This window comes from Gilliamella sp. BG3 (assembly GCF_046635605.1).
GTDB classification, from domain to species: domain Bacteria; phylum Pseudomonadota; class Gammaproteobacteria; order Enterobacterales; family Orbaceae; genus Gilliamella; species Gilliamella bombi.
Window position 1 is genome coordinate 1 of sequence record NZ_JBIDFE010000002.1, and the last position, 12,452, is coordinate 12,452.

At 33.9% G+C, this 12,452-nt stretch carries 10 protein-coding genes; 6 read left to right on the top strand and 4 right to left on the bottom strand.

From position 1 onward, the window contains the following. Positions 1 to 264 precede the first annotated feature (264 nt). Positions 265 to 2,160, bottom strand: a complete 1,896-nt coding sequence (locus ACGH6S_RS00970; protein WP_411578202.1) for an HpaII family restriction endonuclease — start codon at positions 2,158 to 2,160, stop codon at positions 265 to 267. 184 nt (positions 2,161 to 2,344) lie between these two features. Between ACGH6S_RS00970 and recN the strand changes: the two genes are divergently transcribed. The 5 genes from recN (at position 2,345) to ACGH6S_RS00995 (ending at position 7,211) form a co-directional block, all read left to right on the top strand. Continuing rightward, positions 2,345 to 4,006 carry a DNA repair protein RecN gene (gene recN / locus ACGH6S_RS00975; protein ID WP_411578203.1) on the top strand — a complete coding sequence of 554 codons (1,662 nt, stop codon included), beginning with the start codon at positions 2,345 to 2,347 and terminating at the stop codon, positions 4,004 to 4,006. A gap of 51 nt (positions 4,007 to 4,057) precedes the next feature. After that, positions 4,058 to 5,284 carry a bifunctional phosphopantothenoylcysteine decarboxylase/phosphopantothenate--cysteine ligase CoaBC gene (gene coaBC, locus ACGH6S_RS00980; protein ID WP_296299891.1) on the top strand — a complete coding sequence of 409 codons (1,227 nt, stop codon included), beginning with the start codon at positions 4,058 to 4,060 and terminating at the stop codon, positions 5,282 to 5,284. Then, positions 5,268 to 5,726 carry a dUTP diphosphatase gene (gene dut, locus ACGH6S_RS00985; protein ID WP_034909576.1) on the top strand — a complete coding sequence of 153 codons (459 nt, stop codon included), beginning with the start codon at positions 5,268 to 5,270 and terminating at the stop codon, positions 5,724 to 5,726. Before coaBC ends, dut begins: the two co-directional genes overlap by 17 nt. Then, positions 5,723 to 6,316 (top strand): nucleoid occlusion factor SlmA, encoded by a 594-nt coding sequence (gene slmA / locus ACGH6S_RS00990; RefSeq protein ID WP_034909580.1) that lies wholly within the window; start codon positions 5,723 to 5,725, stop codon positions 6,314 to 6,316. The genes dut and slmA overlap by 4 nt, the downstream gene beginning before the upstream one ends. Before the next feature lie 61 nt (positions 6,317 to 6,377). Beyond that, positions 6,378 to 7,211, top strand: coding sequence for a mechanosensitive ion channel domain-containing protein (locus ACGH6S_RS00995; protein WP_085164619.1), 834 nt, complete (start codon positions 6,378 to 6,380; stop codon positions 7,209 to 7,211). 63 nt (positions 7,212 to 7,274) lie between these two features. Here ACGH6S_RS00995 and cysE read toward each other — a convergent pair whose 3' ends face one another. After that, entirely contained in the window at positions 7,275 to 8,036 is a 762-nt protein-coding gene (gene cysE / locus ACGH6S_RS01000) for a serine O-acetyltransferase (protein ID WP_034909630.1), read from the bottom strand. A 170-nt stretch (positions 8,037 to 8,206) separates the two neighbouring features. Beyond that, a complete protein-coding gene (locus ACGH6S_RS01005; protein ID WP_065590214.1) occupies positions 8,207 to 9,451 on the bottom strand; it encodes an oligosaccharide MFS transporter in 1,245 nt (414 codons plus the stop codon). 209 nt (positions 9,452 to 9,660) lie between these two features. Between ACGH6S_RS01005 and ACGH6S_RS01010 the strand changes: the two genes are divergently transcribed. Continuing rightward, positions 9,661 to 10,665, top strand: a complete 1,005-nt coding sequence (locus tag ACGH6S_RS01010) for a LacI family DNA-binding transcriptional regulator (RefSeq protein ID WP_034909633.1) — start codon at positions 9,661 to 9,663, stop codon at positions 10,663 to 10,665. A 48-nt stretch (positions 10,666 to 10,713) separates the two neighbouring features. Here the strand turns inward: ACGH6S_RS01010 and ACGH6S_RS01015 are convergent, their stop codons facing one another. Continuing rightward, entirely contained in the window at positions 10,714 to 12,183 is a 1,470-nt protein-coding gene (locus ACGH6S_RS01015) for a glycoside hydrolase family 32 protein (protein ID WP_411578204.1), read from the bottom strand. Positions 12,184 to 12,452 lie beyond the last annotated feature (269 nt).

The following is a 12,452-nucleotide window of genomic DNA, read 5'->3' on the forward strand; positions in this document are numbered from 1 at the left end:
CCGTCATTCAGCCAATGACTGGGTATCACCTGAACAATATGAACAACAATATTACCAAAACGAAAAAATGATAGAGGCGGGCACTGTCTAATATTTTGGCGAGGATCAATGTGTGCAATATTGGATGCGTGTATTATTGTTCCCAAAAAAGATCTCAGCTTTCGTGGTATAAAATTGATTATTCCCCCCTAGGTTTTCCAATAATAACGTAATTTTCTTCGAGAGTTTTGTACTAACCATGGGGGAAGTATTTGCATATATAGATTAGAGCATTCTAATTTGCAAATTTAATTTTATAAAAAATTTATTATTTTCCTTATATATAGAGCCGAATCTATGTCTGGTTGAGGATGGAGTATCTAGCTTACTATGGTTAAATAAATATTTTTTCAAAATATCTTCCTTTATAACATGGAATAATCTTAAATCACCATCATTTTTAACTAAAATACTTCCTGTAGATTTTTCATATCCATCCCATTTTTTTGAAGAAAACATACCCAATAATACAGCTTTTAGATATGATTGAATTCTTGCTGCTTTTTGGGTGTCTATAACAAGTTCTGAAATTTTAGCTCCCTTACCTAAATAATAAGATAATAATATTTCGGATAATATCTCAGGCATTTTAGAGTCAACTAACATTAGGTTATCTTGATGGATCTTAACTTCACAGCGAGAAAATATTAACTTGCCATTACTATTTATAATCTCTTTTAATCTATCTTTTATTTTAGACTTTGTTTCTATGGAGTTTATTAAATCCATATCACCATTAAAACCATTTATTTCATAAATAAAATTGGTTGCTGCTGAAGCATTTAATAATGTCGGTTTTGCACCTAAATCAGATTTAATACCAATAGGATAAAGTCCGTTAGGATAATTAGGATAATCAAATGCTATTTGTAAATCCCCTTTTTCTGTTGATGAACCCTTGACAACATTAATTATATCTAATTTCGTCAGAATATCTTCTATATCTGGAATATTGAAAGAATTTTTTCGACTATTTTTTATTTCATTTAAAAATAATTCAATTTTTTCAGAAGAAATTAGTGATGAAACTTTTAATCTTTTTATTTCACTATTATTTTTATTTTTAAATATAATTTCACTTCCAAATATTTCATAAACAGGCTCTCCTTTATTATGAGCTAAAGCTATGACGGTAACGTAATCATTTAACTTTTCTGCTATTTCATTACCAAAATATAATTTATTCTCAATTAATAATTTAAAAAAAGCATAAACTTCGCTCCATTCTCCTTTATTCATTTTTTTATCTCCAGTAAAATTTAAACTATATTTGTCTAAATGATATTGCACTGATTTAGCTAAATAAAACACAACGTTTACACAAACACTGTTACCTAATTGTTTCATTGCTTGAGTAATAGATTTTGGCAAAATAAAATCATCGGGAAACCCCATCATTCTCTTACCCTGCAATGGCGTCAACTGCTTTACTTCTCCATTAACTCTATATGAATCCCAATTTCTTCTATCATCAATAGAAGAACCTCTTCCTCCTACTCTTAATGTAAATCCTATTTGACGCTCGCAGGGAGCTTCCCAAATATCAGACATAGTTTCTTCAAGCGGGATTGCCTGAGGAAATTGATAATCCGCTTGACAGACTAAATCTTTATTAAAACCAATAATATAAATTCTTGGTCGATGTTGAGGTTTTCCAAAATCGCTAGCTTTAATTATTTTATAATGGACAATATAATTTAAGTTTTCTAAAGTGTTTTTTATTATTTCAAAAGTTTTTCCATTATCATGATTTAGTAAGTGCTTTACATTTTCTAAAATGAAAGCTTTTGGCCTTTTTTCAGCAAGAATATCAGCTATACAGAAAAACAAATTACCTCTTTCCGAGTTACTTCCATCTTTAAACCCTTTTTTCTGTCCAGCTTGTGAAAAGGGTTGACATGGAAAACCAGCACATAAAATATCATGATCGGGAATTTCAAATGGGCTAATTTTTCTTATATCGTCGTTAAAAATATTTTCATTAATATGATGGTTATTTATATATGTTTCTCTAGCGTATTTGTCTATTTCTGATGCAAACACGCACTCCATTCCAGCTTTTTTTAACGCTAAATGAAACCCTCCAATTCCTGCAAATAAATCTATATATGTATAACTCATATCTGTATCCAAATTACTAAAAATATAACTGTACAATATTACTGTAATTATAAAATAACAACAAATCTATATCCTAAAAAATCATTTTTTAAACATTTCAAAAAAATAAATAGACTGTATTTATTTACAGTATTTTTACTGCTATACTGCCAATATTATAACTAGCCTTATGTATTAATTTATTATGATAACTCAACTAACTATTAATAATTTTGCTATTGTAGATCAACTTCTTGTCGACTTTACTATTGGGATGACCGCTATTACGGGGGAAACAGGAGCAGGAAAGTCGATTGCTATTGATGCATTGGGATTATGTTTAGGAAATCGTTCTGATGCTTCATCTATTCGGCATGGGGCTGATCGTGTTGATATTTCGGCTTGTTTTGTGCTTGATGATACGCCAGCGGCTTTTGCTTGGTTACGTGAAAACCAACTTGATGAGGGCAATGAGTGCATTTTGCGACGAGTAATTAATCAAGATGGGCGTTCTAAAGCGTTTATTAATGGTCGAGCTGTTCCTATTTCGCAATTAAAAGATTTGGGGCAAATGTTGATTCAAATTCATGGGCAACACGAGCATCAACGCCTGTTACGCAGTGATTATCAGCAGTTGTTGTTAAATCATTATATGAATGAATCAACACTACTTGCTCAAATGCATCAAGCCTATAAGCAATGGAAAGAAGCAACACGGGCTTACCAACAATACGAAACAACAAGGCAAGAGCGTGATGCGCATATGCAGCTTTTGCAATATCAATTAAAAGAACTTAATGAATTTTCGCCCATTGAAGGGGAGTTTCAACAAATTGATGAAGAGTACAAACGGTTATCTAATAGCGAACAGTTAATTAATCTAAGCCAGCAATCTGTCATGTTGTTAGACGAGGCAGACGACTATAACGTTAGTAATTTACTAAGCAGTGTAAAAAATAGTGTTCAAGAACTAACCTCGCTCGATCCAGCGTTAAATAATGTTTATAACATGTTGGAAGAGGCATCTATTCAAATTAAAGAAGCAAGCGATGAGCTTCGTCACTATAGTGAACGTTTAGAGCTTGATCCTGCTCGAGTTATGCAACTAGAACAGCGGTTATCTAAACAAATTGCTTTGGCGCGTAAACATCATGTCTTGCCCGAAGAATTGCCAGATTTACATCAAACTTTGTTAGCTGAATTTAAACAAATTAATCAGCAAGATGAACAAAGTGAACAACTTAAAAATGATATTACTAAATACCATCAAATCGCTGTTGAAATTGCTACAAAATTGCATCAAAAAAGGTTAACGATAAGCAAAACATTAGCTAAAAAAGTAACCACTATTATGCATGAATTATCTATGCCTAATGGACAATTTAGTATCGATATTTCTTTTGACGAAAATCGATTAAATGAAGATGGTGCTGATCAAGTCACTTTTTTAGTTAGTACTAATGTAGGACAAAGTCCCCAACCTCTGGCTAAAGTTGCTTCAGGCGGTGAGTTGTCGCGTATTGCTTTGGCAATTCAGGTGTTAACTGCTCAAAAAATGGATACGCCAGCTCTAATCTTTGATGAAATCGATGTTGGGATCAGCGGTCCAACCGCCGCAAAAGTGGGGCAACTATTAAGGCAGCTTGGACAATCAACTCAAGTAATTACCGTTACTCATTTACCACAAGTTGCAGGACAAGCTAACCAACACTATTTTGTTAGTAAACAAACTAATGGTAAAAAAACCACTACAGATATGCAAAAATTAAACGAAAATGGGCGATTAAACGAGTTAGCGAGATTATTAGGCGGCGATAAAATTACAGACGCAACATTAGCCAATGCGAAAGAGCTACTTATTATCTAACTTAATTGTGGTAATATAACGCTTTCATTTTGGTAGGAAGGAAGCTGGCTTATGAGTCTAACAGGTAAACGTATCTTATTAGGAATTACTGGCGGCATTGCTGCTTATAAATGCCCTGATCTGGTTCGTCATTTAAAAAAATGTGGCGCACAAGTGCGTGTTGTTTTGACTGATTCTGCTAGCCATTTTGTCACTAAAATGACGCTTCAAGCTGTTTCTGGCAATCAGGTTTCTAGCGATCTCTTTGATCCATCGGCCGAGCTTTCTATGAGTCATATTGAACTTGCCAAATGGGCTGATTTAGTATTAATTGCGCCTGCAACCGCCAATATTATTGCTAAAATGGCAAATGGTATTGCCGATGATTTGTTATCAACAATTTGTTTAGCAACATCTTCGCCAATTGCCATTGCTCCGGCGATGAATCAACAAATGTATAAAGCCGCCGCAACTCAACATAATTTATCTGTATTAGCGTCAAGAAATACCTTAATTTTAGGTCCAGACAGTGGTTTTCAAGCCTGCGGTGATGTTGGACCAGGACGTATGCTTGAGCCGCTCACTATTGTTGAAGAAATAACCCACTATTTTAAATCAACCTCAGTGCTTTCAGATATATCAATTACCATTACGGCAGGACCAACAATCGAAGAAATCGATCCAGTTCGTTATATTAGTAATTACAGTTCAGGAAAAATGGGGTTTGCAATTGCAAACGCCGCTGCTCAAATGGGTGCCAATGTCACATTAATTAGTGGACCGGTTCATTTACATACGCCGAATAATGTCAACCGAATTGACGTTAAAAGCGCTAAACAGATGTACGATGAAGCAATGAATTACGCTAAAAAATCAAATATTTTTATTTCTTGTGCCGCTGTTGCCGACTATCATGCTAAAACAATTGCGACACAAAAAATTAAAAAAACGGGCGATAACGATGAGCTTGTGATTGAATTAGTTAAAAATCCCGATATTGTAGCAAGTGTCGCAGCGCTAAAAACACATCGCCCTTTTGTGGTAGGATTTTCCGCTGAAACTAATGATGTTAAAGCTTATGCACTAAAAAAATTAACCGCAAAAAACTTAGATTTAATTTGTGCTAATGATGTTTCTGATAAAACCATTGGCTTTAATTCCGATCAAAATGCATTAACACTGTATTGGCAAAATGGTGAGCAAACGTTACCATTAAGCAGTAAAAACCAATTAGCAACACAGTTACTTCAAACTGTTATAACACGATATAAAGCGAGTCATGATGAAAAGAAAAATTGATATAAAAGTATTAGACAAACGTTTAGGTAACGAATTTCCTCTGCCTACTTATGCAACTGAAGGATCTGCAGGCATTGATTTAAGAGCAATGTTTGATAAAACAACCGAAATAAAACCAGGAGAAACTATCCTAACCCCGACTGGTTTATCAATGCATATTGCTGATCCTAGTTTAGCGGCATTAGTGTTACCGCGTTCAGGGCTTGGTTCAAAAAATGGTATTGTACTTGGTAATTTGGTGGGTTTGATTGATTCAGATTATCAAGGACAACTATTTGTTCCTGTTTGGAATCGAAGCCAAACTCCTTTTGTGATTGAAGCAGGCGATCGAATTGCCCAACTAATCATTGTTCCGGTTGTACAAGCCGAATTTAACATTGTTGATGAATTTGTTGAATCAGCACGAGGCGAAGGTGGTTTTGGACATTCGGGTAAAAAATGATCGTGAGTAGCAAAAATAGAAATCGCAAAGAAGATATCTTACAAGCATTGGCAAAAATGCTTGAATCGAATGAAGGCACTCAAAGAATAACTACAGCTAAATTAGCTGCAACAGTAGGTGTTTCTGAAGCAGCTTTATATCGACATTTTCCAAGTAAAACAAAAATGTTTGAAAGTTTAATTGTCTATATTGAAGATATTTTGTTATCCCGTATAAATGTGATCATGCATGAAGAGCCAAATACATTTACTCGGTTACAACTTATTCTTGCTTTGATATTAGGATTTTCTGAAAAGAACCCAGGATTAACCAGAATTATGACTGGGCACGCATTAATGTTTGAGCAAGATCAGTTACAAGAACGTATTAGCCAGCTATTTGAACGAATTGAAACTCAAATTAAACAAGTTTTACGCGAGCGAAAAATTCGTGAAGGTGTTGCCTTCATAACTGATGAACGTATTTTATCTAGCCAATTATTAGCTTTTTGCGAGGGAATGATGGCACGTTATTCTCGTTCAGGTTTTAAATATCTACCAACAACTAATTTTGATACACGTTGGTCTTTATTAATCAAACAACTTGTTTAGCCAATTGTGAATTAAAATACTTTAAAAAAAATTTCTATTACCCATTACTGAGGATAATAATATGAATTTTGAAGGTTTTTTAAATTATACCCTTTCATTTATTGAAAAATATGATGGGGTTGTATTTAGCTATATTGCTCATTTTTGCTTTGCCATTGTTATTTTTGTGATTGGTAGAACTATCGCTAGATTTATTAGCAACCAATTAAAAAGAATATTATCAAATCGACACGTTGATCCAACTGTTGTTAAATTTGTCAGTGCATTAGCATACTATGCGACTATTGTAATGACATTGGTTGCTGTTTTAGGTCAATTAGGAGTACAAACAGCATCTATTGTTGCAGTGATTGGTGCGGCTGGCTTAGCTGTTGGTTTAGCGTTACAAGGTTCACTATCTAACTTTGCGGCTGGAGTGATTTTAATTATTTTTCGACCATTTAAAGTTGGTGAAACGGTAATAATCAATAGTCAGCAAGGTATTATTGATTCTATACAAATTTTCTCAACATCTATTGTTACACCAACCAACGAACTAGTTATAATTCCTAACAGCCAAGTAGTAAGTGCTAATATTATCAACTATACTCGCTTACCAGAAAGACGTTTAGATTTGGTGGTTAATGTTGGTTATGATTCAGATATTCAAAAAGTCTATCAAGTATTAAAGCAAGCAGTTGATAAAACTAATAATATATTAACATCCAAAGAGCCTACCATTCGATTAGATGTTTTAGATGCGTCCTCGATGAATTTTAATGTGTTAGTTTGGACATTAAACGAAAATTATGGCGCGGTAAAAGGTGAGCTGCTTGAAAATATCAAAAATGGATTAACTGAAAATAATATTAATATTCCATACCCAACAATGGATGTAAATCTTAACAATAAGTAGCCAATCAATTATTAAAAACTCCGTCTGTGTTTATCAACGGAGTTTTTTATTATCTAATAACAATTAAATATCTTGATCCATATTTAATGCTGGTTTTTCGCAATCAGGGCAACCCACCACTTTGGCTGGTACACCTGCAACGGTTGTATGCTGAGGTACGGGATCTAACACAACAGAGCCAGCTCCAATTTTAGCACCTTTACCTATTTCAATATTACCTAAAATCGTTGAATGAGCTCCAATCATCACCCCTTCACGAATTTTTGGATGGCGATCACCATTTTCTTTACCCGTTCCGCCTAATGTAACCGATTGTAAAATAGAAACATCATTTTCAATTACCACTGTTTCTCCAATCACAATACCTGTTGCGTGATCAAACATTACTCCACAGCCAATTTTTGCCGCAGGGTGAATATCAACACCAAATACAATCGCAATTTGGCTTTGTAAAAAAATAGCCAATGATTTACGGTTTTCCTTCCAAAGCCAATGTGCAATTCGATAAGCTTGCAAGGATAAAAATCCTTTGTAATAAAGAAGTGGTGTTGAATAGTAATTAGTGGCTGGATCGCGAATATAAACAGCCATGATATCGCATATAGCTGACTGAATAATATTTTGGTCCGCTTGATAAGCCTGACGGGCAATTTCACGAATTTCAATAGCGGGCATAACCTGAGAAACAAGCTTATTAGCTAAAATATAGCTTAAAGCACTCCCCAGATCTTCATGATTGAGTAAAGTTGCATGGAAATAACTAGCTAACATCGGCTCGCTTTCAACTAACTCAGAGGCTTCTTGTCGAATGGTTTTCCATAACATCTCGGGTTTAACAACTACTTTTACATCGTTCACTACAAGTCCCTATACATATTATCTAAATTGCTAATATTGTTTCGCAAACTTTCCTTAGAAGCAAGGATTGTATTGATTTAACATCAATATGGAAACAATATGTTTCCATATTTATAATTATAAGGGCTAATTTAAAATTATTGTTGTTTTGCTTTTTTCTCGTCACTTAAAGTAAATATAGCTATTATTGAAGTAATCAAAACAACACCTGCAAGCACATAAAATGTTGTCGCATATCCTGTATTATCAAATAATTTACCCACAAACCATGACAACACAATAACGCCAAGATTTGATGAAATATTAAAACCAACTAAATAAAGTGTAGCAGATAACCGAGCATCAAAATTACCTACAATATATTTAAACATCGCCAAAATAAATAATGGAATTTCAATTGCATGAAATAACTTAACGAATGATATCAGATAAATATTATCTAACGTTGCAGATAATGCAATTCGGCAAATCATAACTAATGCAGCAACTAATAGCGATTTTTTAGCTCCCATTTTGTTAATAAAATAAGGAGCAATAATCATACAAGTTGCTTCTAAAAAGACTTGGAAGGAATTTAAATAACCGTAAACTTGATAGCCATCTTCTGGTTTTTCAAAAAAACCAGTATAAAAATTAGGAAATAACTGCTGATCATAGATAGTATAAAAACTATAAGTACCAATAACAAACAACACAAACAACCAAAATTTTTGCAAACCAAACAGCGATAAGATTTCGCCCATTGTTGGTATAGTCGTTGTTTTTTCTACTAAAGCAGTATCGTTATTTTCAGTTGGTGATGCTTGATATTGTTTTGGCTTAAATACTATATTAATGGTGAAAAAGATAACCGCAACACCCGACGCCATCCAAAAGTTAATATGAGGATCAATACCAAATAAAATACCGGCAACAAACGTTGCAGCAGCATAACCAAATGATCCCCAAAAACGAGCAGGACCAAATTCAAAGCCAAATAATCGACTAATACGTTCAATAAAAGAGTCAATCAAAGCACTGCCCGAAATAAAGCTGGCACTTAAAACTGGTGCACCGATACAAACACCCCAAATAAAATCATTTTTTAATAAAGGCTCATACACATAAATTAAAAAAGGGCCAATAAGAACCATGATAATACTTTGGAAGGTCACTACGGCTTTACCTATTTGTAATTTATCTTGGATAATGCCATAGAAAATCATGAAAAACATGGCTGCGGCAGAATTAGCCGCATAAACAATACCTAACTGCTCACCGGATAAGTCAATTTTACTTTTTAGCCAAATTGCGTAAAAGGACCACCACAGCGACCACGCAGCATAAAAAGTAATAAGGTAACCAGACGAGAACCAATAGTTTCTATTTTTTATCATATTCATGTTTATTACTCTTATATTGTTGAAAATCGATGAAGTTTAACGTTAATATGTTAATGTTAACATTATTGTCATATTTGATACTAAATAGATAGAACCAATTGTCATAAATGTTACTTACCTCACACTTTTTATCATTTCTATTTGTGGTATCATCATGCATAGTAATGGCTGATAATCATTTTTATCTTGTTAAACAAAAGGATTTAACTATGGCTTCACTTAAGGATGTTGCAAAGCTAGCATCTGTTTCATTGATGACGGTTTCACGCGCAATAAATAACCCTGAAAAATTAAATAAAGAAACTTATAAGCGCGTTAAACAAGCTATTGAGCACCTTAATTACGTACCTGACTTATCGGCAAGGAAGATTCGTGGTGATAAGTCAGGACCAAGTGCAATTGGTGTTTTGGCATTAGAAACAGCAATGACGCCATTTTCGGTAGAATTACTACAAGCCATAGAAAAGACCGCACAAGATCATGGTTGGAATACCTTTATTGTTAATTTATTTGATGATAAAGATCCCGATCATGCAATAAACACCCTGCTATCATATCGCCCTAACGGTATTATCTATACCACAATGGGATTAAGAAAAGTTGAACTTCCTGAAAAGTTATTAGATAAAAATGTTGTATTAGCCAACTGTATAAGTGATTCAAAACAACTAGCTTGCTATATTCCAAATGACTATTTGGGTCAATATCAAGCCATGCAACAAGTAATAAAGAAAGGCTATAAAAAACCATTATGCATCTATTTATCAGAAACCACATTAGCAGGAAAAACTCGACGTAAAGCCGTTGAGCAAGCGTGGTTAGATGCCGGTTACAATTTAAATGAGATTACTAGTTACCATACCTCAACTTTATCAGATGATCTTGCTCAAGAATATATGATGACGGTTGATATACTCAAACAGCATTGTAATAAAAAACCCGATTTTGATGTATTAATTTGCGGTAATGATCGAATAGCTTTTGTTGCTTATCAATATTTACTCGGTCAAGGACTTCATATTCCTTCTGATGTGGCTGTATTAGGTTACGATAACATGGTAGGTACTGGTGAACTATTTTATCCACCACTGACAACAGTGCAATTGCCTCATTATGAGATTGGAGAACAAGCAGCTTTACATATAATTAATAACAAAAACCAAAAACAGATAATACAGGTAGCATCACCTTATTTAGAAAGGAATTCATTATAACTTACTTAAATAAATTGACCGCCCAATGGCGATCAATTCAATCATCAATTACGCATAAATAGATTTTAACTGCCAGCTATCTAATTTGGTTATTTTGGTGCTACCATTTTCAGCAAATAAATTAACTACTCGCTCCGCTGGTAATTTTGGATAGATACGGCTTGAAAGGCTATATAAATCACCATTAACAAATACTTCTACAGATGAAGCATCAACATACACATGTAAAGTTAATTTTTGGCTTTCTGATAATGGTACGCTACGATAACCAGTTAATTCAAGACCAGATAAACTACGATCAAGAACAATACGATTAGATTGTAAATCAACATATAGTAATGTTGCTTGTTTACCATTTTCAGTGGCAGCAAGTTGCAAACCAAAACGCTCAGCATCACTTTCTTTTAGATCAAATTCAACACAAAGTTCACAACAAATTGACTCAATATTGGTATTTTTAATTTCACTATTAAGTGTTATTTCATCAAATGATTTTGGCTTTTCGCGCAATGCTTCAAGTTCTTTTACTGGGCGATTTCTGACTTTATTATCTTGATCTAAAATCAGTTCACGAGGAAGTGTAAATGCGCCTGCCCATTTATCTTTTTTGCTTGGCATGGCTGACTGCCACATATCCATCCAAGCAAAAATAATACGACGTCCATCAGCGGCAAGAAATGATTGCGGTGCATAAAAATCGTGTCCAAAATCCATTTCTTGAAAAGGTTTAACTATTGAAAATTGCTGCCCAGGTTGCCAATTACCTACTATATAGCCTGATTGGAATTGATTACGATACTGATAACCTTTTGCTTTCAACCCTTGTGGTGAAAACATCAAAACCCATTTATCACCAAGTGGAAAAAAGTCAGGGCATTCAAGCATATAAACATCAGGATCGATATCACTCACTACAACATGATCCAATTGCCATTCATTTAAATCATCAGATCTAAATAGTAAAACTTGACCAACATTATTTGGCGTTCTTTGACCAACAACCATCCACCATTTACCATCTTGTTGCCACACTTTAGGATCGCGAAAGTGCATTACTCCGTCTTGGGGTATAAGTACTGTGCCTTGCTTTTCAAAATGAATGCCATCTTTACTAATTGCAAGACATTGGCTTTGTCGAATCTGTTCATCATAACCTTGGCCACTCAACCAAATATGACCAGTATAAATTAAGCATAACTCACCATTGTTATCTACGGCCGATCCAGAAAAACAGCCTGACTTATCAAATTCTTGATCGGGAGCAATAGCTATTGGCAACCTTCGCCATGTGACTAAATCATCACTAACAACATGTCCCCAATGCATTGGTCCCCAATTTTCATCATAAGGATGATGCTGATAAAAGGCATGATATTGACCTTTAAAGTAAATCAAACCGTTAGGATCATTCATCCAACCAGCTGGTGGAGCTAAATGAAAATGTGGATAATATTGTTTATTCATTACTTTTTCTAAATTTTTAACAGCTAGATTGGCTTTATCAATAGCAGTAGACATAAAAACCCCTTTTTTATCCAATATTAGATACCTTTATTTAATAGTATCTTAATTTAATTGTTAACGTTAACTGTTAATGAAATTAGCGATAAAATATGTGATGATAGTCACATATTTTTAACGTTAACAATGAATTTTTTGTCAAATGATTTAGTCTATGACGGACTATTAAAAAATGACTATTATAAATTCAACAACAGATTAACTATTAATGACTTTACTAAAAAGTAAAAAGATGACATATTTCAAAAAACTCAAGTAATCTGTCT

Excerpts from the sequence above, each read along its gene's own strand:
- cysE (WP_034909630.1), bottom strand. The coding sequence starts at position 8,036 with ATGTTATGGAAAACCATTCGACAAGAAGCCTCTGAGTTAGTTGAAAGC.
- recN (WP_411578203.1), top strand. The coding sequence starts at position 2,345 with ATGATAACTCAACTAACTATTAATAATTTTGCTATTGTAGATCAACTT.
- slmA (WP_034909580.1), top strand. The coding sequence starts at position 5,723 with ATGATCGTGAGTAGCAAAAATAGAAATCGCAAAGAAGATATCTTACAA.
- dut (WP_034909576.1), top strand. The coding sequence starts at position 5,268 with ATGAAAAGAAAAATTGATATAAAAGTATTAGACAAACGTTTAGGTAAC.
- ACGH6S_RS00970 (WP_411578202.1), bottom strand. The coding sequence starts at position 2,160 with ATGAGTTATACATATATAGATTTATTTGCAGGAATTGGAGGGTTTCAT.
- ACGH6S_RS01010 (WP_034909633.1), top strand. The coding sequence starts at position 9,661 with ATGGCTTCACTTAAGGATGTTGCAAAGCTAGCATCTGTTTCATTGATG.
- coaBC (WP_296299891.1), top strand. The coding sequence starts at position 4,058 with ATGAGTCTAACAGGTAAACGTATCTTATTAGGAATTACTGGCGGCATT.
- ACGH6S_RS01015 (WP_411578204.1), bottom strand. The coding sequence starts at position 12,183 with ATGTCTACTGCTATTGATAAAGCCAATCTAGCTGTTAAAAATTTAGAA.
- ACGH6S_RS00995 (WP_085164619.1), top strand. The coding sequence starts at position 6,378 with ATGAATTTTGAAGGTTTTTTAAATTATACCCTTTCATTTATTGAAAAA.
- ACGH6S_RS01005 (WP_065590214.1), bottom strand. The coding sequence starts at position 9,451 with ATGAATATGATAAAAAATAGAAACTATTGGTTCTCGTCTGGTTACCTT.